Genomic DNA, 20,673 nt, shown 5'->3' on the forward strand with positions numbered 1-20,673 from the left:
TGACACCGGACCGCGGGTAGCAGACCATCTGGCGCACCCTGGCGAACCCTGGCGAATAGTCGCAACGCATCTGACAGGGGGTTACTGTCAACACAGCCGAGAACCTGGGGGCTTGAAGTGACCGGAGAACCCAACACCCGCCTGTCCGACCTGTTCGGCCTTGCCGGCTGGTCCAAGGGCGAACTCGCGAGAATGGTGAACCGGCAGGCGGCGGCCATGGGCCATCCGCAGCTGGCCACCGACACCTCGCGGGTGAGGCGTTGGATCGATATGGGGGAGTCCCCCCGCGATCCCGTGCCCAAAGTGCTGGCTGCCCTGTTCACCGAGCGGCTCGGTCGTGTCGTGACCATCGAGGACCTCGGGTTCGGCCGACGCGGGCGTGTGGGGAAACAGCAGGAGGTCGGGAAGCAGCACAATCCCGACGGACTGCCGTGGGCGCCCGAGCGGACGGCAGCGGTCCTCACCGAATTCACGGGAATGGACCTCATGCTCAACCGACGCGGCTTGGTGAGCGCGGGCGCCGCGCTCGCCGCAGGATCGACCATCACCGGCCCCATGCACGACTGGCTGCACACCGACCCTGTGCTGGCGGCCGACGCTCCAAGGATCGACGACCCCCTGTACGCGGACCAGGCCGGTTTCGACCGGTACGAGGCCGCGCCCATCGGGTCGGAGGAGATCGAGGCGCTGGAGCGGTCCGTCGAGGTGTTCCGCGCCTGGGACGCGTCCCGGGGCGGCGGACTCCAGCGCAAGGCCGTGGTGGGCCAGCTCAACGAGGTGGGCGGCATGCTCGCCTTCCGCCACCCCGAACATCTGCAGCGCCGCCTCTGGGGCGTCGCGGCCAATCTCGCCGTACTCGCGGGATGGATGTCCCACGACATCGGTCTCGAACCGACCGCCCAGAAGTACTTCGTCATCGCCGCCCACGCGGCGCGCGAGGGCGGCGACCGCCCGCGCGCGGGCGAAGCGCTCTCCAGGGCGGCCCGTCAGATGGTCCACCTGGGCCGTCCCGACGACGCCCTGGACCTGATGAAGCTAGCCAAGTCCGGCTCCGGAGACATGGTGCTGCCGCGAACCCAGGCCATGCTGCACACCATCGAGGCCTGGGCGCAGGCGTCCATGGGCCGCGGCCAGGCCATGCGCCGGACTCTCGGCAAGGCCGAGGAGCTCTTCGTATCGGACAAGAGCGATGTGCCGCCGCCCAGTTGGATGCAGCTGTTCGACGAGGCGGATCTGCACGGCATGCAGGCCCTGGCGTTCCGTACGCTCGCCGAACACGATCCGTCGGTGGCGATCGTGGCTCAGCGCCACGCCAAGCAGGCACTGGAGCTTCGGGCCAACGGGCGCCAGCGGTCCAAGATCTTCGACTACATCTCACTCGCCTCGGCGTGCTTCATCGCCGACGATCCCGAGCAGGCCGACCGCTATGCGCGGCTCGCCCTGGTGACGATGGGGGAGACCTCCTCGCACCGCACCTGGGACCGGCTGCGCGAGATGTACCGGCTGACGGGCCGGTTCGCGGGCTACGCGAAGATCGAGGACCTGCGCGAGGAGATCAAGCTCGCCCTGCCGCAGAGCTCCATCATCAAGCAGCCAAGGCGTTCGTCGGAGATCTGACATGCGGGCACCGCAGTGAGGACACCCAGACCATCAACTGTCCGACCGGCCACAGTCCGGCCACCGGCTGTCCGAGCACCGCACTCGTAGGCGGTTCGCCCTCCTGCGTACCGCGCCGTGTCCGGTGTTTTGCGTGTCCGTGCCTCTGCGCGCGTGCCGCCGTGCCCTACGCCCCGATGCGGGCGATCAGCACGCATGCGTCGTCCAGGCGCTCGGTGCCACCGAACTCCGCGACGACCGTCCGTACGCACTCCTGTGCTGTACGGGCCTGCGCGAAGTGCGGTGCGAGGGCAAGCAGCGCGTCCGGGCCCGCATCCCGGTCGCTGTGACGGTTCAGCCCGCCGGTGTGCAGTACCAGCACATCACCGGGCAGCAGGCGCACTTCGTCCTGCTCGTACGCGACCCCGGAGGCCGCGCCGAGCAGGACGCCGTCCGGTGGCAGGAGCGGGCGCCCCTCGCCGTCGCGGAACAGCAGCGGTGCGGGGTGGCCTGCCTGCGCCCAGGAGAGGGTGCCGGTGGCCGGATCGAATCGGCAGCACACCGCACTGCCGAGAGCGGGCTGGACGGAGGACTCCAGTAACTGGTTGAGATACCCCATCAGGGCTCCGGGCTGGATGCCGGCCACTGCCATCCCGCGCAGCGCGCCGAGCAGCATCGCCATGGCCGAGGTTGCCTGGATGCCGTGCCCCGTCAGATCGCCGACCGTGAGGACGGTCCTGCCGTCCGGCAGTTCCAGCGCGTCGTACCAGTCACCGCCGATCAGGGAACTCGACTCCGACGGAAGGTAGTGGGCAGCGATGTCCAGCGCGCCCGCTCCCTGCGAAGGAAGCCGTAGCGAGCCCCGCCACGGGGGAAGCACGGCTTCCTGAAGCTCGACCGCCATCCGATGCTCGGTCCGCGCCATGTGCTGCTGCCGCCGCAGCGAATCCTGGGTGGTGCGCACCGCTTGCTGGCTGCGTCGGAGTTCGCTGACATCGCGCAGAACCGCCCACATGGAAGCCGTGCACCCGTCCGCGTCGAGGACGGGCTCTCCCATCATGTGGAGTGTGCGCATCCGGCCGTCGGTCCGCAGGATCCGGAATTCGCCGTCTATCGGCTTTCCGTCGACCAGACAGTCGGTGACCAGTGCGGTGAGCAGTGGCTGGTCCTCGGGAAGAAGCATGGACGGGAGGTCGTCCAGCGAGAGAGGTCCCGCATCGGGGGACCTGCCGAAGATCTGGAACAGTTCCTCGGACCAGGTGACCTCGTCGGTCAGTAGATTCCACTCGGCGCTGCCCACCCGGCCGATCAGCGAACCGGGCCGCGGCTCGTCGAAGGTCTCCTCCGCGGCGTTCTGCGTCGAAGTCCCAGTGGGGTGTTCCGAGGTCTCCGGCGCAAGGCCTTCCCTGAGCTGTCCCAGCTGCGTGCCGAGATCGTCGAGGTGGTGGACCGCCAGATCACAGAGTGCGCGCTGCCAGCGCATCTCATGGTCTTCCTCGTCGATCAGCACCGCGTCCCGCCGCACGGCATCCACGTCGCCACGCAACCGACGGGTCCGGTTGATCAACGCGTCGACGGCATCGCGCTCGGGTGGCTGTGGGGCGGGGCGGTCCGCGGACAGATGGGACGGCATCTCGTACTCCGATACAGGCGCGGCACGGCCAGGTCTGAGAGGTGGACCGTGGACGACTGTGGCACAGGCTGCGGGGCCCCGTAAGGGATTTGGCAACACTCGATGCGTTGTTGCTTCTGGCATATGCCACAGGCTGCGCTGGGTGCCGCCTCGTCGAACACTCATGCTGTCGACGGACGTTGACGCAAGTCACCCGGCGCGCGCAGACGGTTGTGTGCCCGCGCTCGCCGTTCCCCGGGCGGCGCGCCCGGCCGGAACGGGGCATATGCGAGGGGGCTCGCCATGGCGGGGGTTCGAAGCGATTTGTGGGCGGGAATGTGACTGGACCTGCTCGCGTTACAGCACCAGAACGAAAACGATACCCATTCCCATAAGGGGCGATGGGATCGACACAAAAGAGTGGAGGCGTCCATGGCACGCAGTGAGACCCGCCCCGTCGTGACGATCCGGTCGACGGCCGGCACGGGGCAGAGCTATGTGACACGTAAGAACCGCCGGAACAATCCCGACCGGCTGGTCCTGCGCAAGTTCGACCCCGTCGTGGGGCGGCACGTCCTCTTCCGCGAGGAACGCTGACTGCCGCACCCGCGTCGGACCCCTGATCCCATCCACTCCCCTGTAGTGGCAAGGAAGGAACGCCCATGAAGCCCCGTATTCACCCCGTCTCCCGTCCGGTGGTCTTCCGTGACCGCGCGGCGGGGGTTGCCTTCCTGACACGGTCGACCGCGGACGCGGACGAGCGGGTGACGTGGGAGGACGGCCGGAGCTATCCCGTCATCGACGTGGAGACCTCGTCGGCGAGTCACCCGTTCTACACCGGGACCAAGCAGGTGCTGGACACGGCCGGCCGTATCGAACAGTTCAACCGCCGCTACGCCGGCCAGGCGCCCGCCGTCGGCTGATCCGTACCCGGAAGACCCGATTCCGTGCCGTGAATCACAGTCCGGGGTGCGGGTTCTCGGGAACGGGGCGCGATGGTTTATCGTTCACCTATATGTGGATGTCGCGCATCGCGCCCACACGTGAGCCGCCCCGGCTGGATTCCCCCGATCCGGCCGGGGCTTCCCTTTACCCGTGGTGGGCACGGTGTCAGCCCCGGGAGTGTCTCCTGCGCACCGACTCGATCAGCAACGCACCCACTGCGGGCGCCACGGCCACCGTAGCTGCGGCACCCGGCCAGAACCGTACCGCCAGCGCGGTCACTGCCGCCCCTGCCACGACCGCGATCAGCCGGGCGGCCACCCAGCCGTCCCCCCGGTTGCGCGACCGCAGCGTCACGCGGCTGACGAGGGACGTGAGCGTGCCTGTGAAGTAATTGGTGGGCGTCGCGCGGATACGGCCCTGAATCCCCATGGCCACGGCAATGAGCACCAGCAGCCCCAGCCGGCCCCCGTCGGAGGTGATCAGGTCCAGCGCCCACAGCACAGCCGCCGCCGCCAGCAGTGCCACCTCGATCAGCAGCATCACCGGCAGAGACCACCGCAGCCGCTCGCTCATCCACGCACCGCACATGACCCCGAAGCTGTACGAGACGAGTGCGGTGATCACATGCAGGGCCACCCCCTGCTCCCCGACACCGGCGGCGGAAGCGCCCAGCAGCACCAGATTCCCGGTCATCACTCCGGCGAAGACCTGACCGACACAGATGAAGACGAACGCGTCGGCAGCCCCGGAAGCGGCCGACAGGAGCAGCAGGGCCCATTGGCCCCGTGGATCGCGTCCGGTGAGGAGGGTAGGAGTAGACACGCCTGAATTCTCGGCTCAGCCCCTCCGAAGGCGCCGACTCGCAGCCGGTACGGCGCGGCGAGCCGGTCAAGGCCGAGCACCGGCGCCGCGCCGTCGTGCACGGTGACATGACCTCAAAGTTCTGCATTGTGAACAGACACATAGCATTCGAACGACTGCACAACTTCCGTGACGTGGGCGGATATCGGGGGTACGGCGGCCGCCCGGTCCGCTGGGGGAGGCTCTACCGATCCGAATCGCTGGGGAAGCTCCGGGGAGGAGACGATTCTCGCGTGGTCTGCTCACGGGCCTGCTCGCATGTCTGCTCGCCGACTGGGCAGCCGGCCCAGGCCCCGAGCTTCCTTCCGCAGCTCCGATCCGGGCCGGGACACCCGATCGGCCCGTGGCTGATTGCAGGCCGTTCCCCTCCGGCTCGACGTGGGGTGACGCCGTATGCGCCGACGGCGTTCGGATCACTCGCCGACGAGCGGGGCGGGGGAGGGGCTGCTCGTCCTGTTCCTGGTGCTTGCGGCGGCCGTCAGCATTACCACATCAACCACGACCACCTGGTCGACGGAGCCCACGGACGGTATGTGAAAACCCTGTCCCGATCCGGTGCGCACAAGGCAAGATCATTGGATGACATGGACAGCACCTGATGTGAAACGCACGCCTGGCTCACTCGTGGCCGGTGAGCGGGAGATGCTCACGGGCTATCTCTCCTGGTTCCGCAGCACTCTGTTGCACAAGTGCGCCGGCCTGAACGGGGCGCAGCTCGCCGAACAGACGGTATCGCCGTCGAATCTCACACTTCTCGGGCTGATCCGCCACATGGCGAAAGTCGAACGCGTCTGGTTCCGGCAGCGGTTCGCCGGTCAGATGCTCGACCCCATGTACGACCCCGAGAAGGGCAAGGACGCGGACTTCGAGGACCTGGACCCGGCCCGCGCCGCCGAGGACTACGCGCGCCTCGTCGAGGAATGCCGACTGGCGGACGAGATCGTTGCCGATGCCTCGTTGGACGACACCTTCACCCATGCCGACGAGGTGTACTCACTGCGCATGGTCCACGTCCACATGATCTCGGAGTACGCGCGCCACATCGGCCACGCCGACCTGTTGCGCGAGCGGATCGACGGTGTGACGGGGTGGTGATGCGCCACTGAGAGAGGCTCGGTCCGGTAGCTGCTCAGACGGCGGGGCAGTCCGGCCCGGGGTCGGTGGTGCACGGTCCCGGTGCCGGGTCGAGCAGGGCGATGTCCGCAGCGAGAGCGGCGAAACGATCCGTAACGACTCCGGCCGCCGCCACGCGACGACGCAGGGCGGCCGCCGGCGCCGAGGAGGCGTCGGCCGCGGCGGACAGTCCGACGGGGGTCAGTGCGGCATAGGTCACTCTGCGGTCGGAGCACGAGGCCCGTCGCTCCAGCAGGCCCGCCTCGCAGAGCCGGTCGACGACCTTGGTGGTCCCGGCGGTGGAGAACCCCATCAGCTGAGACAGCTGGTTCATCGGGGCGGCGTGCTCCGGCACCGTCAGGACGACGGTCGCGAGGAACGCCTTGCTGACGCTGCCGATCCGGACCCGGTCGCCGGGCCGGATGGTTTGTCCGCTGCGCTGGTCGGCGACCCCAGAAGTGCCGTCCCGGCTTCCACGTGTGCCGCCGACACGCGGCTGGGCGCCGGTCGCCGAGGGACGTCGCAGGTCGTCGATGGCGGCCTTGCCGGGCGCGGGGCGACAAGGGCGGGAGAACGCTGGGCGATGCGGCAGCTGTTGCCGGGCTGCCCCTTCACCACATGGATCGCCGTCTCGGAGGTGCCGCGCTTCCGGCACGGCGAGGCCGGAGAATGCGCCGTCCACCGACGTAACGACGGGCAAGCGGTGGGATCGGAACAGCCTGGCTACCGGCTAGGCACCGTCGCTCTCTACCGCAACAGCCTGCCGTCGGCGCAGGAGGGCAGCGATCCGGAGGCACCAGTCTCTGTTCTCCTCCTCAAAGGCGAGGCCCCGCAGACAGGTCAGATACGGTCCGATTCGCTCGCCCCTGAGCAGAAACTCGTCCTCGTCCATCTCTCCGCGTAGTTGCCGCAGCAGGTTGCCGAAGAGCTCGATCTTGGCCGAGGCGGCGGCCGCCCGTTCGTCCAGCTGATCGATGACCGGACCGCTTCCGATGCGATCGGAAGCCTGGACCTTGACGACCAGGTCGTCGCGGATGAACCCCGGCTTCGCACTGGCTGCGGCGAATTGCTCCAGCTCGGCAATCCCGGCGTCGGTGACATGGAACAGCCGCTTGTTGGGTCGGGTCTCCTGTACCACCTGCCGACCCGCGACCAGCCCGCCCTTCTCCAGCTTGGCCAGTTCGGCGTACAGCTGCTGAGGCAGTGCGTGCCAGAAGTTCGCCACGCCGACATCGAACGCCTTGGCCAGCTGATACCCGCTGTACTCCCCGTCCAGCAGTGCCGCCAGCACCGCATGCCGCAAGGCCATGGCCCCGACCCCCTTCCCTTTCGCTTACTGCCCCTTCATGATACTCATTAAAGTGAGTAGTCAGATTTTTGAGTATGGAGACTGATGATGTCTGCCGAGACCGCGGACCGTTTCCGCGTCGCCGTCGAGAAGCGCGATCTTGCGGCACTGGACGGCCTGTTCACCGAGGACGTTCGCCTCTGCAGCCCGGTGAAGTTCACTCCGTTCGAGGGGCGGCCCATGGTGCTTGGGCTGTTCGGGGTCCTGCTGCGTACGTTCGAGGAATTCCGCTACATCGGCCGATTCGACGGATCGGCCGAGACCAGCACGGACGGGGTACAGGCCCCGTCCGAGATTCTGCTCTTCCGGGCGAATGTGAACGGCAAGCAGATCCATGGCATCGACCTGCTGCAGTTCGACGAGGCGGGCCTGATCAAGGAGTTCACGGTGATGGTCCGCCCGCAGTCCGCGGTGCAGGCCCTGGGTGCGGCGGTCCTGGAGGGTCTGGTCGCGGACGGCCTCGTCCCGGCTCCGGACGCAGGCTGAATCGCGCCACAACGGTGGGAAGCGGTGCCCGACGGGGTGCGCGCACATTCCCGCGAGAGCGGCCCCTTCCCGTCGTCTGCCGCCCTTTCCTGCCGCCACCCGTCGACTGTCCCTGCCTGGTCGGTTCGTCAGAGGGCGAGATCGCTCAGTCCGGGGTGGCCGCTGGGCCGGCGTCCCAGCGGCCAGTGGTACTTCCTGTCGGATTCCCGGATCGGTACGTCGTTGATGGACGCGTGCCGGGCGCTCATGAGCCCGTTCGAGTCGAACTCCCAGTTCTCGTTGCCGTACGAGCGGTACCAGTTGCCCGAGTCGTCATGACTCTCGTACGCGAACCGCACCGCGATCCGGTTGCCGTCGAATGCCCAGAGCTCCTTGATGAGCCGGTAGTCGAGCTCCCTGGTCCATTTCCGGGTCAGGAAGGCGACGATTTCGTCGCGCCCTGTAACCCATTCGGCGCGATTTCGCCACCGGGAGTCCTCGGTGTAGGCGAGTGCCACCTTCTCGGGCGTCCTGGAATTCCAGGCGTCCTCGGCCAGCCTGACCTTCTCGATCGCCGACTCGCGCGTGAACGGCGGAACAGGGGGACGTGCGGTCACGATCTCTCCTATCGCATGTGATCTCGGCGTGAACCCCGAGGGTATGGCCAGTTGGGCCCGGTGAGGGCTGACCGGAAGTCGCTTGTGTCGCCACCTCCGGACGAAGTCGGTGCCCTTGACGTGGGTGCGTCGGCGGGTATGGTCCAGTCCAAGTGCTCGCCTTCCGGATGCCTGCAAGGGCATACGCGATGGTGGATCTTTCCGCGCCCTTCGCGCCTCTTGGCCCTCGCACTGGAGAGGCCGGCCTGTCACTGCCGGGCCCCCACAGCCCGACCGTGTGCGGCGACGCCTCATGTGAAGGAGAAGCACGCACGCGAAAAGGAGGACGGCCGCAGCCATCGGTGCCCTGCTCGCACCCGTACTGGCCCTGAGCCTTCCGGCCGGTTCCGCCGAAGCCCACGGATATATTTCGTCACCTCCCAGCAGCCGGGCTCAGTGTGCCGCCGGGACTGTGAACTGCGGTGAAATCAAGTACGAGCCGCAGAGCGTGGAAGGTCCCAAGGGGCTGACCAACTGCAGCGGTGGCAACAGCCGGTTCGCCGAACTCGACGACGACTCCAAGGGGTGGAAGGACACCCCCGTGAGCCGGACCACTCCTTCCCCTGGTTCCTGACAGCCCGGCATGCCACGAGCACATGGCAGTACTTCGCCAGTGGCCAGAAGATCGCCGAATTCGACGACAACGGTGCGCAGCCCGGTGCCACAGTCACCCACCAGGTGAACTTCGGTGGCCTGACGGGAAAGCAGAAGGTCCTCGCGGTCTGGAACATCGCGGACACCGCCAACGCTTTCTACGCATGCATCGATGTGAACGCCCGCTGACCGACGGGCCCGGCCCGGCGCCCTCTCCAGGGGGCGGCGTCGGGCGCCCCGCTTTCGGCGGGAGGCCCTCTCCTGAAATTTCGCCGTGTCGAAGACCGAGGCGTCCCGCAAGGCCGTTTCCTCCGGCGCCCGTGACCGCCGGCGAGGGTGCTGTTCCGGCTGATGGGGGACACCGGCACTGCACAGACGGCGCGGCACCCGGTGAGAGGAACGACCGGTTGCTTGCCGGCCTGTACGTGGCCTCCGGCAGCGGACCGCCGGCGGAGGTGGCCCCACTGCTGGCCGCGTTCGACGGGCGTCGCGTCGTATCTCCGAGCCGGTTCAGCCTCTGTGTCGGGCCCGGTCCGTATCTCGGGCACGCGATGGAGGATGCCCTGCAGCGCGCCCGGAAGGCCTGTCGCCCGGACGTGGTTGAGTTCGACGATGACGAAGAGGGGCAGGGGCGGCCCGCGCCCGGCACTCATCAGCCGTCACGCGGCCTTGCCCAGCAGGTCATTGTTCGCCTGGGGCAACGATGTCTTGGCGCTCCCGGTGGAGCCGGCTGCGCCCGGCGTCGTCGAGGATCCGGTGCTCACCGTGCGGGACTGACGCGGACAGCTTCGCGTGCAGGTGGTCTTGGCTTCGTTGGTCCTGGGCAGTGTCTGTGCGGACCACGGTTGGGCCTGGGTGTCGTCGTGCCTCAGGGTGGTGAGCACGATCGGTGGTCACATCCGGGAAGCCCGGAGCCGCGCCACACGATGCCCCTCCGCCTTGACCGGCTGCGCGCCGGGGTCGACAACGGCTCTGCGGACGGCTACTGCAGGTCAGGGTGGGTGGGGCCATGAATGACGGGCATTCAGGACGACGGCATGAACCTCCGTCCCGGGCTGTGTCAACAGCGACACGCTGTCCCTAAAGGGTGAGCGGGCATCAGTAAGTCGCCCGGACAGGCTAACGGCATATCAACTGACCCATAAATATGGGTAATTGATGTTCGTCAGATTAAATGGAAATAGCATATGGGTGTCCCATGTACCCCGATTGGCGCCCCGGCCCAACTCTTTCCAACGTGTCCGAAATGACAGCTATGGGGGTCATTAGTACGTTCAATCACGGGCCAGCTACTCAGCCGGCCTCTCTGAGACAGGAGAAGTGACATGGTTACGCGTTCCACCGTCGTTACCGCCGCACTCGCGGCTGCCGCGGCCCTGGCCGCCACCGGCATCACCTACGCCTCGGCCGCCTCCTCCGAGCCGGCCCAGGCAGCCCCGGTCGTCCAGCAGGCCTCCGCCCCCATGTCGGCCCTCAACGGCGGCGACGCCGGCAACGGCAATTCGGGCAAGGGCAATGAGGGCAAGGGCAACGAGGGCAAGGGTGGCGGCTACGAGAACAAGGGTGGCGGCAACGAGAACAGGGGCCACCGGGAGCACTTCAGGGGCCGTATCCAGATCAACGAGCGCACGTACTCCGCCGAAGGCGGCGGCTGCGTCACGGTGGTCAGCGGTCTCGGTTCCAAGACCCTCAACATCCGCAACGAAAGCCGTCGGACCGTCGAGGTCTTCCGTGGCGCGACCTGCGACAACGGCGCCCCGCTGGCGACCGTCGGTCCCTGGAGCTCCAGCGACGGCGTCCACCCGGGCCGTGTCAAGGGTGGCGTGAAGGTCCGCAACGGAGTGGTCGGCAGCTTCCGGGTGATCGAGCGCCACCACGACGGTGGCGGCTACGGCGGCGACGACCGCGGCGGCGACTTCGGCGGCGACTACGGCGACGACTACTGAGAGCGGTGATCGAGCACCATCACGGTGGCCGGTAACCGAGCACCACTAACAAGGCCGGTGATCGATTCACCCGCCTGACACAGAACCCCGGCCCGCCGGAATCGGGCCGGGGTTCCAGTCTGAATACCTCTGCCACGCCATACTAGAGCCGGAGAGCGAGACGCTGCCAGCCCAGCCGGAACAGCCGCGCAGCGTACACGGTCTTTCCCGCCGTCGGGACGCTGCGACCAGGCGGCACGACATGGCACCGGCGCGGCAGACGCCGCCCGCGTCCCGGGCATGCAGGTACCCGCCCAAGCGGTATGTACAGGGCCCCGATCGCTTTTCCCCCCGCGGACGAGCAGAGCGTTGCAGCGGCCCTTCCGAGTTCGCAGATGGCTCCCCCTGCTTCAGTACGCGGAGCACATGGTGGGCAGACAGTTGCTGGTGCCGGATGAGCCGGGCAGGCCGGTGGTGCCGCCGACCCATGTGATACGACCGGCCGCCGTCCCCACACAGCCTGCGACGTCGCGCATGCCGTCGTCATTCGCCTCGCCAGACGTTGTCGAAGGCCGCCTCGTCGATGGCTCGCCGTTGCCGTTGGAACTCCAGATCCCTCAACGCGTCACCAACGGCGGCGAGTACCGTCGCCACCGCGTCGTCGGGCACGCTCGGAGAGTCGCCAATTGGCTTGTCACGGATTCCGACGGCCGCCGCAAGGGCGGCGAGTACGGGCTCATCCGATGTCCAGCGGTCAGCCGCCGCTCGGCGAGCGGGTGAATCGACCAACACCAGCTGACTGGCTACGGAGGGCATCCAGCGGGGGCGGCGTTGCCGAGTGAGCAGTCCTTCCGCCTCGAGGGCGTCCAGATAGGCCGTGGACAGACCGCGGCCTCTGCGCCACAGCCAGTCTTCGAGCGACTCGTACGGCGCTTGTCGGACGAGCGACGACGCGGCCTCATCCAACAGGCGATCAGCCATGGCCGGCGGGTGGCTCGGCACGATCTGATCGCCGTCCAGTCTGACGGCCTGGGCGCTCAGGAGATCGATCACCTCGGCTCCCGCGAGCGCAAGCGACAGATCGCCGCGCGCCAGATGACGACTCGCCGCCATGTCCATGGCGGCGATCAACAGGTCCCGCGGTGTGGTCATGAATGGCTCCGTGTCAGGGGCATGAGGAGTGTTGCGTCGCTCAGTAGCCGGTCCGGCGCCCGGCGTGACGCCGAACGTCGAGGTCAGATGCGGATGCAAGATGTCGATGGCCGCCGCGATCGCTGCGGGGATTTGCTGCATGTAGCGGGCAGGCGTGAAATCCGGCCGCCCGACGCCGTCCACCAGCTTACGGAGCACGGACGGCGGCTGCATCCCGCGCCGATGGCCCGGCCCGCTGGGGGAGCGCATATCCAGGCACAGGCCGGTGTCGGCAAGAGGCCCGACGCTCATGCTCTTGTCGACAGTCGCCCCGTACGGGTGCGTGGAGACAGTGATACTGAGCTCCAGAGGCTGTGCCCGGAACCTGGAAGCGGGCGACCTCATGGGCCCACGCCTCCGCGTACCCGGGGCGTCCTTGCATGTCTGGTAGCCCGAGCGCAGTTGCTTCTCAGGCCGGGCGAGCCGGGCGTGTGACCGGCTATGCTCACGTTGCGACGGCCTCTTCTGCTCCAGTCATCGCCGCTCGTCGGCAGATCCCGGGGGCAGAGGGAAGAACTCGTCGATCGTCGAGTCCTGCGTCGGCTTCGGAACGAGGGCGGCCGCATAGCTGCCCTGGGCTCGTTCGCCCCGGCCCAGTCTGCGATGCCAGGGGGACGCGCCCCACGTGTACTTGTCCTGACGGGTCCGTCAATGACTGGTTTGTTGGAGGTTTCGCAAGTTCGCGGGCAGGGCGACATCAGAGGATGCTCGTGGGAGCCTGCCCTGGAGGCCGGCAGCAATCTTTCGGATTGCGGCGAGGCGCGCGAACAGTGCATCTCCGGGGCAGTTGGTGGCATAGCCGTCGCGATGGCCGGAGATGGCGTCGAATTCTGCCGAAGCTCCCTTGGTGTAGCGGCTCTTGTCGTTCGTGGACGTGAGCTGCACCTTGTCGGTGGGGTGGATGCCGTTCAAGCCGAGCTTCCAGGCGGCGAGGGCAGCGATCGCGTGCTCCATGGCTGCCGGTACGGGAGTGCCTCGTCCGAAAGTGCCGATCGCCGCAATCCCCGTGGTGCCCTGGTTGAACCCGAGGGTGTGGGAGCCGACGACGGGGCGGTCGGTCCCGCCGGCGCGGCCTTCGTAGATGGTGCCGCATTTGTCGACGAGGAAGTTGTAGCCGAGGTCTCCCCATCTCTGGTCACGGGTCTGGCCCGTATACAGATTGCGCAGGGTACGCGGGACGTCGGCGCAGTCGTAGCCGTTGGGGGTGTCGGTGTGATGGATGAACACCGCCGTCACCCTTTGCGCGTAGTGGGCATGTGGGTCGCGTTTGGTCTCGTCGGCCCGCCACTGCGTACGCAATACGATGGCGGGCCGAGGCGCCGCACGGGGGAAAGCCACTGACCTCGCTCCGAGGGCCGGGAACGGCAGCGCGGAATCGACAGCCGACTCCGGAACCACTTCGGCCCGCCATACGGCAAGGGGGCCTTCCGGTGTTGTACCGCCGACGGCACGGGCCGTCGACACTCCGGGTGGTGCCGCCATGAGGGGAACGGCCACAAGGGCCGTGACCCACAGCGCTATCCGGTACAGACGCACGGGAAAACCTTCTTTAGTCTTTCGCCGAGGGGCCGGCGGGAACGCGTATGCCCACAGCTTCGTGGCGGGAGGTTCGCTGCGCGCCCCGGGTTAGTGCAGACAGGCGAGCGTGCCGGTACCCCTGCCGACTGCCGCAGGGGTATGTGGGTGAGAGTTTCCCCCATCAGGGTGAGGTGCGCGATGGCGAGTCGAGGCACGCACAGCCACCCCTGCCGAGTGGGCCGACCGGGTGCCTTCCCGGCACCTGGCCGAATTCGCCCGTGGCTGCGGATGCGACGTCGACCGGCCGTTCCGGCGGAAAACCGAAACTCGCTGCCGCCGAGCTCCGGCGCCTGGCGGATGCCACCAGGCGCTGCAGCCCGTGACTGCTGGGCAAGCCCCTTTCGCATGACGGCAGCCCGCCGCCCGCAGCCCGCGCCCCAGCACCTCGCTGACTCGCATCGGCCGATGACTCGCCGCTTGCGGGGAGCCGGGCTGCCCGTGAAAGGCCGCGACCGGCGATGGCAACCCGGCCCGGCAAGGCAGCCGACAACGAGATCGCTCATGCTGCGGCAGGACGGAACGCCCAGGGCAGTTACGGGACAACCCTCACCCTGGGACTTCCGTGCGCTCCCACCATTCGTAGACAGGAAATTGGCCTTCGTCGGTTTCCTGGTGACGTGTCGTCGCCTTGAAGTGCTCGTATCCACCACGGAACGGGATCTTGAGGTCGACGCCGGGCGTAGTGATGGAAACGATCCGCTCAGGGAGATCGTCGGGGCCGCCCTCAAGGACTGCTTTCATCGTGTTGGTCATGGCGAAAGTTTCCCCTGAGGGTGGTCCGGCTTCTCCATGACGCGCCGAAGTGCTCGCCGCCGTGTGCCCTGCTGCCATCCCAGCAGCACGCCCGTGATTTCCGGCAATCACTCGATGCAGGACACCCGTCCAAGGAGGCATGGAGACCGATGGACCGAACCCCGCGGCGCTCGCGAAGCTGCGGTACGCGCTCTGTGCCGGAGCTCTCCGGGATCGGGCACCCCGCGCCCGGTTCGGCGCTCCTACGTCGCCCCGCTACTGGGCACGGTCGCGGCAGACGAACTCGGTCCCGGGGTGCTCGGTCAGCCGGGCTACGACGGTGGCCGCCTCGCCGTCGCGCAGCAGGTCGATCGCGCACTGAGTTCCTTGCCGTGACCGGCCTGCCCCGCTGACCCCGGCAGCGTTCCGGCACAGGTGACAGGTGAATGGTCAGCGGGTCTTGACGCGCGCTGGGCCTGGTTGCGGACTGCTGTCGGCGGATCTGCCTTCCGACGGGCAGCCGGCTCGGCCGCCGGGGTGATGTCACGTGGAGTCGCGTTACCTATCCTGCCGCCGGGCATACTGCCGACCGTGGCGTGGAACGGATCTGCGCATGACCGAAAGTGCGAGCCCGCGTATCTCGACGCCTCGGATCACCGTGCTGAGAGTCCAGCCAGGTGATCCGCCCTTCCGCCTTGTGGAGATCGACGGGGAGGTCGTCAGCGCCGCAACATCGATGGCGGACGTGCTGCATGCCGCCTGGGCCGCAGGCATCAGAGTCCACGACCTCGACGATCCGGGCGAGGTTCGGTGGGTGGGTGGCGGCAAGTTCACCTGGAGGCTGCACTAGGCAGTTGCCATGCGCGCGAGGGCAACCGACTGCCGACGAGGATCGCCGCACCGCGTCTGCGTGGGCAGCGGCGACCTTTTCGATCCGGGCACCGGATCGGCGGTGGGCGCACCGTCGTATGTATCGACGGACACCCGATTGCTGCTCGGGCCGGCATCTCACGAGGTATTGGGAATGCCCGTCGGCTGGTCCCATTCGGCTTGGATGACGTCGGGCGCGGCCGCAGGGGGGTGATGACCTTCGCCGCCCCACCTGCGTTCCGAACCGATCCCGCGGCGGCCCGGTAGTCATCCATGCCGGGAAGTCGACTTGCGCGGTGTCCTGGTTGGTGAGCGCAGACCGGCGAATTCACATCTCGGCGGCCGGCTCCGACGACGGTTGGTTACGTCCCTGGAGACATGGGATGGGGCGCCGGGTTGTCGAGGCCGCCCATTCCTACGCTGTTGCCATGGCAGAGAAGCAATTCCAGGACGGAGCCCTGTCGGGTGAGGACGACTACTCGGACGGTCAGCGGGACGGCCCATGGCGTCGGTGGCATGACAACGGCAACCTGCTGGACGAGGGGACATGCAACCTCGGCAAGAAGACCGGCGAGTGGATCACTTTCAACAAGGCGGGCGAAGAGGTGAAGCGAAGAGTCCACCGTTGACTGAACCAAGGCTTCACCAGGCCACCCCTCATGTGGTTCTCAGTCGGCGATGCGGCTGTAACAGCTCAGGGCGCCGACGGTGCCGGCGACGGCAAGGAGGCGCGCGGCCCTCCTCTCGCATCCACGATCCAGTCGCCGGAAGCCGTTCCGCCAGGACATGGCGCGCCCCACAACCTACCGGCGCCGGCCCGGCCGACCGAAGCTCCAAATGCCGCAACGCGCAATGCACGACGCGGTGTTTCGGCTGCGCAGCAAACGCCGCGGGTGATTGAAGCCGTATCCCCTGTTGCCATGCGGCTTGAGCGCCCGACGCGGACCCGCGCACTCGATCGCCACCGACCACATCGGCGACCGCCGGCAGCGCACCGGCCCGCTCTGTCGCCTTGCGGGCCGCCGCCCTGTTCCACCTGGAACACGCAGGCCACGCCCCGGCCGCGTGGAGCTGCGCGCTCACCGGCTTCGACCCGACGGCACCGCGCGCTGCTTCATCGACCTCGGCCGGCGCTGTCTTCGCGCACTGTTCCGGATTTTCGACGACAGCCAAAGCCGACGAGATACCGCAACCCCACCGGACCAGACCACTCGAAACCCTTGTGATCCAGCCACACATCCCATAACCCACACCCACGCCCCGCGGTGCAGCCACAGCTGCCCAGGGGCGAAGGAATGAGCAGAGGAGACCCTGTGCTCGAAGAGGCGGACCAGCAGCTTTGTGGACGCCCGACGAAGTCCGGCGCTCAGTGCAAGGCCGTTCGCGCCGGAGGCGTCGCCAACGCCGCTGACAGAGTGCGCGTCAGATGTTTTTGTATCCGGCCCGCCCCGAACAGAACAGGGCCGGGATGCCGCGCTGCTTCGTGTCCCAAAAACGGCGCAGAATGGACGCTCTGAGTAAGCGAGAGGATACTCTTTGTCAGCTATCGTAATCGATCACCGGCACCTGAAGGGGACTTCTGAATGAACCGCATGCGCAACGTGCTTGCCGTGCTTGGCATCACTGCCGGGCTGGTCACGGCCCCCGCCGCGAGCGCCTCAGCGAAGCCGGAGGGCCGGACGCCTGCATCCGTGGCCCGGCACGATCCCTGCACGGGTGAGTTCCGCGGCGACGCCCGGCTCGGCCCCAAGTGGCTTCCGAATCGTCGGCTGGCCCCTGTGGGTCCGCTTCTGAAGGGGTACAAGCGCACCGGAGCCCTGTCCCCGCAGGCATTTCTGAAGAAGTACTGGGAAGGTCCCGCCGACTCCGGCAGCTGGAAGTACCCGCCCAACGACGGCTTCGGTCAGGTCAACGGCCAGATCGACAAGGAGCCGACCAAGCTGCGTGCGGGCCAGCGTCTGGACCGCTTCGGTTCTGAGTACGGCAGCTACCTGGCACCCGCTGGTGATGCGTACGCAGAGCGTGCGCTGCCACCCCAGAACCTCAACACCCGTGAAGCAGAAGTCGCTTGCGACTACCGCGTATACAAGGTGGCCAAGCCTTTCTGGGTGTGGCAGGGCAGTATCGCCCCGTGGTTCGAGCAGCCGGGGGGCGGCCGGCAGATCAAGCTCGACGCGGTCTTCCTCGACCCGGGCCAGGGGCAGCGGCTGAACGTCAAGTGGCTGCTGGAGCATGACTACCTCAAGTCTGCCGCCGCGTAGCTCCAGCGTGGAACGCCGGGAACTGCACGCGGTGCTGAGCGAGGCGGGAGTGGCCGACGGCTACTACCGCATCGAGGGCGTTCACGAACCGGTCCCCACCCCCACGGACTTTCTGTTCTTGCGACAGGCGTCCGATGGGGCGTGGGAGACCGGTGTGTACGAACGGGGCACGTACGAGGTCATCGCCCGCCACCCGAGCGAACAGGTCGCCTGCGCGCATTTGCTCCACCTGCTCCTCTGACACGCCGCTTCTTGCCGCTGGTCGTCGTTGTCATTGCCCTTCGGTGAGCTCAAACGCCCTTGCGCCTTCGTCGGCGAAGCCGCGGTGTTCATCTGCTCTCGTCGGGTGGTCGTCCGAACCGGGGACCGGTACATGGGCAGACCCAGATCTTCGAGGGCCTTCGCTTCCAGGTGGTCGCCGGCGCGGAAGGCGTCGGTGACGGTCTGTTCGTGGGCGGGGTGGCCGGGACGCCTTCCCCGCTTCCCTCGACCCTCTGCAGAACCGCCCACGTCCGGCGAGCGACGCTACTTCTCGGACACCGCGTCGGCGCAGCTCGGGTTTTCCTCCAAGGCTGCTGTGTCCAGGGCTGCCGTGAGTCGGTTGAGGCGGGCTCTCAGGTTGCTGATCTCGTCGAGGTCGAAGCCGGTTGCCGCGGCGATCCGGCGTGGCACGGCCAGCGCCCGCTCGCGCAGTGCCGTGCCCTCGTCCGTGAGGTGGATGTGCACCGACCGCTCGTCCTGGGCGTTGCGCTCGCGCCGTACCAGGCCCGCCGCCTCCAACCGCTTCAGCAGCGGTGACAGTGTGCCGGAGTCGAGCCGCAGGTGCTCTCCCAGCGTCTTCACCGGCAGCTCGCCGTGCTCCCAGAGCGCCAGCATCACCAGGTACTGGGGATAGGTGAGCCCGAGGTCCTTGAGGAGTACGCGGTAGACGCTGCCGAAGGCGCGTGACGCGGCGTTCAAGGAAAAGCAGATCTGCTGGTCGAGGCGTAGGTAGTCGGCCTCGGACGGGGCCTCGCGGTTCGGGCTGGACATGGAGGTCATGGATCCAGCATAACCCTGCACGCCATTAGATTGTGTGCAATTTAATTGTGTGCTTTCCTGGAGTGGAAGCGGTCGGACAGCGCCGCTGGGACATCACTTTCGAGAGGAATCACTTTCATGGAAGCGCTCTACACCGCCGTTGCCACCGCCACCCACGGCCGCGAGGGCCGCGCCGTCACCCCCGACGGCAAGCTGGATCTGCAGCTGGCCATCCCGGTGGAGATGGGCGGCAGCGGCCAGGGCACGAACCCGGAGCAGCTGTTCGCCGCCGGTTACGCCGCCTGCTTCGCCAGCGCCCTGGGGCTCGTCGGCCGTCAGGCCAAGATCGACGTCAGTGATGCCGCCGTGACCGGTGAGGTCGGCATCGGCAAGCAGGGTGAGGGATTCGGTCTGGCGGTCACGCTGCGCGTGGAGCTGCCCGAGGCCGTCGACGAGGCCACCGGCCGCAAGCTGGTCGAGCAGGCCCACCAGGTCTGCCCCTACTCCAATGCGACCCGCGGCAACATCCCGGTCGAGCTCGTCATCGAGTAGCTCTCCGGGTGGCGATGGGCCGGTGCCCGGGACCAACCCCACTGGGGGCCGGCCTCGCCGTGTTTCTGCTGCACGCCACCCCTCCGCGATTCGGGGCGGGCTGCGCGTATGGGTGTCAGCGGCCCCGGCGGCGGGGGAGCGGTACACACAGTCACGAAGCCCACGCAGTGTGGCTCGAAGGCACCGAGCGACACCGGGCGCGGTTCCGGCCTGGTCACCCAACGCTGGGTTGCGGAGCGGGCGTTCGCTCACCTGCACTGGTTCCGCTCGTTGGTGACCGGGAAGACGCCGTCGTCGGCGGGCGTGCCCCGGCGCGCAGCCGAGTTGGTCGCCGCGTTTTATGAAGGGTCACCCTGGCAGCCGAGGGGTGTGATGTGCTGGTGGCTACCGGCCTCGTGCCGGCCGTGGCCGTCGTGAAGTCGGTGGCCGAGAAACTGGGCATCCGTTACGTGTACGAGAGTTATCAGCCGGTCAGCCTGCCGTCGCCGCAGCACCAGCCGATCCCGCGGCCGGGCCGGATGCTCCCATCCGATGTGACCGACAACCGATTGCTCTGGGACCGGGACGCCCAGGATGCGCACGCGGTGCTGAGCGAGGCGATCAACACCCACCGGGCGTCGATCGGCCGGCCGTCATTGGACAACGTCCGCGACCACGTCTTCACCGACCACCGGTGGCTGGCCACGGACCCGATCCTGGCCCCGCGGCACCAGCCGACGGACCTCGACGTGGTGCAGACCGGCGCGTGGGCCCCGCCGGACGAACGCCCGCTCCCGGCCGAGTTGGTGGCGTTCCTGGATGCCGGCACACCACCGGTGTACTTGGGCTTCGGCAGCATGCCCATGCGCACATCGACGGACGTCGCCCGGGTGGCCATCGAGGCGATCCGAGCGCAGGGCCGCCGCGCGGTCGTGGCCCGCGGCTGGTCCGACCTGGCTCTGATCGACGATCAGGACGACTGCTTCGTCGTCGGCGAGGTCAACCATCAGGCACTGTTCCGTCGGGCGGCCGGCGTTGTGCACCACGGCGGCGCGGGCACGACGACGGCCACCTGGGCCGGCGCGCCTCAAGTGCTGGTACCCCAGGCGGGGGACCAGCCGTATTTCGCCAGCCGGGTGGCTCACCTGGGCATCGGCGCGGCATACGACGGTCCGAGTCCGACCACCGAGTCCCTGTCAGCCGCGCTCAGGACGGCCCTGACTCCCGAGACCCGCGCACGAGCGACCGCCGTGGCCGGCAGCGCACGTGCCGGCGCGGGCGGACAGTCATGCTTTGGTCTCGCATCTGGTCGAGGTCGGTAGAGGTCTTCGTGGCTGGGGCTACCGGCACCCCCCGTCGCAGGGGCGTGTGGAGG

General features: G+C 67.9%; 23 protein-coding genes and 2 pseudogenes. 15 read left to right on the forward strand and 10 right to left on the reverse strand.

Annotated elements, in window-relative coordinates; translation table 11 throughout:
* Positions 1-117 precede the first annotated feature (117 nt).
* Positions 118-1,617 (forward strand): DNA-binding protein NsdB, encoded by a 1,500-nt coding sequence (locus IEZ15_RS31625; protein WP_189280424.1) that lies wholly within the window; start codon positions 118-120, stop codon positions 1,615-1,617.
* A gap of 166 nt (positions 1,618-1,783) precedes the next feature.
* Here IEZ15_RS31625 and IEZ15_RS31630 read toward each other — a convergent pair whose 3' ends face one another.
* Positions 1,784-3,229, reverse strand: coding sequence for a PP2C family protein-serine/threonine phosphatase (locus tag IEZ15_RS31630; protein WP_189280425.1), 1,446 nt, complete (start codon positions 3,227-3,229; stop codon positions 1,784-1,786).
* Between the two features lie 411 nt (positions 3,230-3,640).
* Here IEZ15_RS31630 and rpmG point away from each other — a divergent pair, with 411 nt between their 5' ends.
* Positions 3,641-3,805, forward strand: coding sequence for a 50S ribosomal protein L33 (gene rpmG / locus IEZ15_RS31635; protein WP_114242745.1), 165 nt, complete (start codon positions 3,641-3,643; stop codon positions 3,803-3,805).
* 65 nt (positions 3,806-3,870) lie between these two features.
* Positions 3,871-4,131, forward strand: coding sequence for a type B 50S ribosomal protein L31 (locus tag IEZ15_RS31640; protein ID WP_189280426.1), 261 nt, complete (start codon positions 3,871-3,873; stop codon positions 4,129-4,131).
* 187 nt (positions 4,132-4,318) lie between these two features.
* Here the strand turns inward: IEZ15_RS31640 and IEZ15_RS31645 are convergent, their stop codons facing one another.
* Complete coding sequence (locus IEZ15_RS31645; RefSeq protein ID WP_229846221.1) at positions 4,319-4,975, reverse strand: YoaK family protein; 657 nt, start codon at positions 4,973-4,975, stop codon at positions 4,319-4,321.
* A 107-nt stretch (positions 4,976-5,082) separates the two neighbouring features.
* On the opposite strand from IEZ15_RS31645, the gene IEZ15_RS31650 reads away from it, so the two are divergent.
* A complete protein-coding gene (locus IEZ15_RS31650; protein ID WP_229846222.1) occupies positions 5,083-5,613 on the forward strand; it encodes a tyrosine-protein phosphatase in 531 nt (176 codons plus the stop codon).
* Positions 5,594-6,109: a DinB family protein gene (locus IEZ15_RS31655; RefSeq protein ID WP_189280427.1), complete on the forward strand. Its 516-nt coding sequence runs from the start codon at positions 5,594-5,596 to the stop codon at positions 6,107-6,109. The genes IEZ15_RS31650 and IEZ15_RS31655 overlap by 20 nt, the downstream gene beginning before the upstream one ends.
* A 34-nt stretch (positions 6,110-6,143) precedes the next feature.
* Here the strand turns inward: IEZ15_RS31655 and IEZ15_RS31660 are convergent, their stop codons facing one another.
* Positions 6,144-6,809 (reverse strand): MarR family winged helix-turn-helix transcriptional regulator, encoded by a 666-nt coding sequence (locus IEZ15_RS31660; protein ID WP_189280428.1) that lies wholly within the window; start codon positions 6,807-6,809, stop codon positions 6,144-6,146.
* Positions 6,810-6,857: 48 nt separating this feature from the next.
* The gene (locus IEZ15_RS31665) at positions 6,858-7,436 is read right to left on the reverse strand and encodes a PadR family transcriptional regulator (protein WP_189280429.1); all 579 of its coding nucleotides are present in this window, start codon (positions 7,434-7,436) and stop codon (positions 6,858-6,860) included.
* An 84-nt stretch (positions 7,437-7,520) separates the two neighbouring features.
* Between IEZ15_RS31665 and IEZ15_RS31670 the strand changes: the two genes are divergently transcribed.
* Positions 7,521-7,961: a nuclear transport factor 2 family protein gene (locus IEZ15_RS31670; RefSeq protein ID WP_189280430.1), complete on the forward strand. Its 441-nt coding sequence runs from the start codon at positions 7,521-7,523 to the stop codon at positions 7,959-7,961.
* 128 nt (positions 7,962-8,089) lie between these two features.
* On the opposite strand, the gene IEZ15_RS31675 is transcribed toward IEZ15_RS31670, so the two are convergent.
* On the reverse strand, positions 8,090-8,557 hold the full coding sequence (locus tag IEZ15_RS31675) for a nuclear transport factor 2 family protein (protein WP_189280431.1): 468 nt from the start codon (positions 8,555-8,557) through the stop codon (positions 8,090-8,092).
* 451 nt (positions 8,558-9,008) lie between these two features.
* Here IEZ15_RS31675 and IEZ15_RS31680 point away from each other — a divergent pair.
* The 3 genes and pseudogenes from IEZ15_RS31680 (at position 9,009) to IEZ15_RS31690 (ending at position 11,136) form a co-directional block, all read left to right on the forward strand.
* Positions 9,009-9,379: pseudogene (locus IEZ15_RS31680) on the forward strand (lytic polysaccharide monooxygenase).
* Positions 9,380-9,802: 423 nt separating this feature from the next.
* Entirely contained in the window at positions 9,803-9,967 is a 165-nt protein-coding gene (locus IEZ15_RS31685) for a hypothetical protein (protein ID WP_189280432.1), read from the forward strand.
* 548 nt (positions 9,968-10,515) lie between these two features.
* Entirely contained in the window at positions 10,516-11,136 is a 621-nt protein-coding gene (locus IEZ15_RS31690; RefSeq protein ID WP_229846223.1) for a hypothetical protein, read from the forward strand.
* Positions 11,137-11,525: 389 nt separating this feature from the next.
* Here the strand turns inward: IEZ15_RS31690 and IEZ15_RS46515 are convergent, their stop codons facing one another.
* From IEZ15_RS46515 to IEZ15_RS31705, 4 genes are all read right to left on the reverse strand, one after another.
* Positions 11,526-11,651, reverse strand: coding sequence for a hypothetical protein (locus IEZ15_RS46515; protein WP_268250452.1), 126 nt, complete (start codon positions 11,649-11,651; stop codon positions 11,526-11,528).
* Between the two features lie 7 nt (positions 11,652-11,658).
* Positions 11,659-12,267, reverse strand: coding sequence for a GOLPH3/VPS74 family protein (locus tag IEZ15_RS31695; protein WP_189280467.1), 609 nt, complete (start codon positions 12,265-12,267; stop codon positions 11,659-11,661).
* Positions 12,268-12,954: 687 nt separating this feature from the next.
* Entirely contained in the window at positions 12,955-13,542 is a 588-nt protein-coding gene (locus tag IEZ15_RS31700) for an N-acetylmuramoyl-L-alanine amidase (protein ID WP_373302657.1), read from the reverse strand.
* 888 nt (positions 13,543-14,430) lie between these two features.
* Entirely contained in the window at positions 14,431-14,637 is a 207-nt protein-coding gene (locus IEZ15_RS31705) for a DUF5988 family protein (protein WP_114242736.1), read from the reverse strand.
* Positions 14,638-15,229: 592 nt separating this feature from the next.
* Between IEZ15_RS31705 and IEZ15_RS31710 the strand changes: the two genes are divergently transcribed.
* The 4 genes from IEZ15_RS31710 to IEZ15_RS31725 all read left to right on the forward strand — a co-directional run bounded on the left by IEZ15_RS31710 (position 15,230) and on the right by IEZ15_RS31725 (position 17,988).
* A complete protein-coding gene (locus tag IEZ15_RS31710) occupies positions 15,230-15,466 on the forward strand; it encodes a hypothetical protein (protein WP_114242735.1) in 237 nt (78 codons plus the stop codon).
* A 448-nt stretch (positions 15,467-15,914) separates the two neighbouring features.
* Positions 15,915-16,115 carry a toxin-antitoxin system YwqK family antitoxin gene (locus tag IEZ15_RS31715; protein ID WP_189280433.1) on the forward strand — a complete coding sequence of 67 codons (201 nt, stop codon included), beginning with the start codon at positions 15,915-15,917 and terminating at the stop codon, positions 16,113-16,115.
* A gap of 954 nt (positions 16,116-17,069) precedes the next feature.
* Positions 17,070-17,747 carry a TNT domain-containing protein gene (locus tag IEZ15_RS31720; protein ID WP_189280434.1) on the forward strand — a complete coding sequence of 226 codons (678 nt, stop codon included), beginning with the start codon at positions 17,070-17,072 and terminating at the stop codon, positions 17,745-17,747.
* 7 nt (positions 17,748-17,754) lie between these two features.
* The gene (locus IEZ15_RS31725) at positions 17,755-17,988 is read left to right on the forward strand and encodes a hypothetical protein (RefSeq protein ID WP_114242732.1); all 234 of its coding nucleotides are present in this window, start codon (positions 17,755-17,757) and stop codon (positions 17,986-17,988) included.
* 284 nt (positions 17,989-18,272) lie between these two features.
* Here IEZ15_RS31725 and IEZ15_RS31730 read toward each other — a convergent pair whose 3' ends face one another.
* On the reverse strand, positions 18,273-18,788 hold the full coding sequence (locus IEZ15_RS31730) for a MarR family winged helix-turn-helix transcriptional regulator (protein ID WP_114242731.1): 516 nt from the start codon (positions 18,786-18,788) through the stop codon (positions 18,273-18,275).
* A 117-nt stretch (positions 18,789-18,905) separates the two neighbouring features.
* Here IEZ15_RS31730 and IEZ15_RS31735 point away from each other — a divergent pair, with 117 nt between their 5' ends.
* Both IEZ15_RS31735 and IEZ15_RS31740 read left to right on the forward strand, forming a co-directional pair.
* The gene (locus IEZ15_RS31735) at positions 18,906-19,319 is read left to right on the forward strand and encodes an organic hydroperoxide resistance protein (protein WP_189280435.1); all 414 of its coding nucleotides are present in this window, start codon (positions 18,906-18,908) and stop codon (positions 19,317-19,319) included.
* A gap of 273 nt (positions 19,320-19,592) precedes the next feature.
* Positions 19,593-20,620 (forward strand): annotated as a pseudogene (locus tag IEZ15_RS31740) (glycosyltransferase); the annotation flags it as partial.
* Positions 20,621-20,673 lie beyond the last annotated feature (53 nt).

The organism is Streptomyces atratus, assembly GCF_014648655.1.
Classification (GTDB): Bacteria; Actinomycetota; Actinomycetes; order Streptomycetales; family Streptomycetaceae; genus Streptomyces; species Streptomyces atratus.

Excerpts from the sequence above, each read along its gene's own strand:
- IEZ15_RS31630 (WP_189280425.1), bottom strand. The coding sequence starts at position 3,229 with ATGCCGTCCCATCTGTCCGCGGACCGCCCCGCCCCACAGCCACCCGAG.
- rpmG (WP_114242745.1), top strand. The coding sequence starts at position 3,641 with ATGGCACGCAGTGAGACCCGCCCCGTCGTGACGATCCGGTCGACGGCC.
- IEZ15_RS31640 (WP_189280426.1), top strand. The coding sequence starts at position 3,871 with ATGAAGCCCCGTATTCACCCCGTCTCCCGTCCGGTGGTCTTCCGTGAC.
- IEZ15_RS31650 (WP_229846222.1), top strand. The coding sequence starts at position 5,083 with ATGACCTCAAAGTTCTGCATTGTGAACAGACACATAGCATTCGAACGA.
- IEZ15_RS31655 (WP_189280427.1), top strand. The coding sequence starts at position 5,594 with ATGACATGGACAGCACCTGATGTGAAACGCACGCCTGGCTCACTCGTG.
- IEZ15_RS31665 (WP_189280429.1), bottom strand. The coding sequence starts at position 7,436 with ATGGCCTTGCGGCATGCGGTGCTGGCGGCACTGCTGGACGGGGAGTAC.
- IEZ15_RS31670 (WP_189280430.1), top strand. The coding sequence starts at position 7,521 with ATGATGTCTGCCGAGACCGCGGACCGTTTCCGCGTCGCCGTCGAGAAG.
- IEZ15_RS31685 (WP_189280432.1), top strand. The coding sequence starts at position 9,803 with ATGACGAAGAGGGGCAGGGGCGGCCCGCGCCCGGCACTCATCAGCCGT.
- IEZ15_RS31690 (WP_229846223.1), top strand. The coding sequence starts at position 10,516 with ATGGTTACGCGTTCCACCGTCGTTACCGCCGCACTCGCGGCTGCCGCG.
- IEZ15_RS46515 (WP_268250452.1), bottom strand. The coding sequence starts at position 11,651 with ATGCGCGACGTCGCAGGCTGTGTGGGGACGGCGGCCGGTCGTATCACA.
- IEZ15_RS31695 (WP_189280467.1), bottom strand. The coding sequence starts at position 12,267 with ATGACCACACCGCGGGACCTGTTGATCGCCGCCATGGACATGGCGGCG.
- IEZ15_RS31705 (WP_114242736.1), bottom strand. The coding sequence starts at position 14,637 with ATGACCAACACGATGAAAGCAGTCCTTGAGGGCGGCCCCGACGATCTC.
- IEZ15_RS31710 (WP_114242735.1), top strand. The coding sequence starts at position 15,230 with ATGACCGAAAGTGCGAGCCCGCGTATCTCGACGCCTCGGATCACCGTG.
- IEZ15_RS31715 (WP_189280433.1), top strand. The coding sequence starts at position 15,915 with ATGGCAGAGAAGCAATTCCAGGACGGAGCCCTGTCGGGTGAGGACGAC.
- IEZ15_RS31720 (WP_189280434.1), top strand. The coding sequence starts at position 17,070 with ATGAACCGCATGCGCAACGTGCTTGCCGTGCTTGGCATCACTGCCGGG.
- IEZ15_RS31730 (WP_114242731.1), bottom strand. The coding sequence starts at position 18,788 with ATGACCTCCATGTCCAGCCCGAACCGCGAGGCCCCGTCCGAGGCCGAC.
- IEZ15_RS31735 (WP_189280435.1), top strand. The coding sequence starts at position 18,906 with ATGGAAGCGCTCTACACCGCCGTTGCCACCGCCACCCACGGCCGCGAG.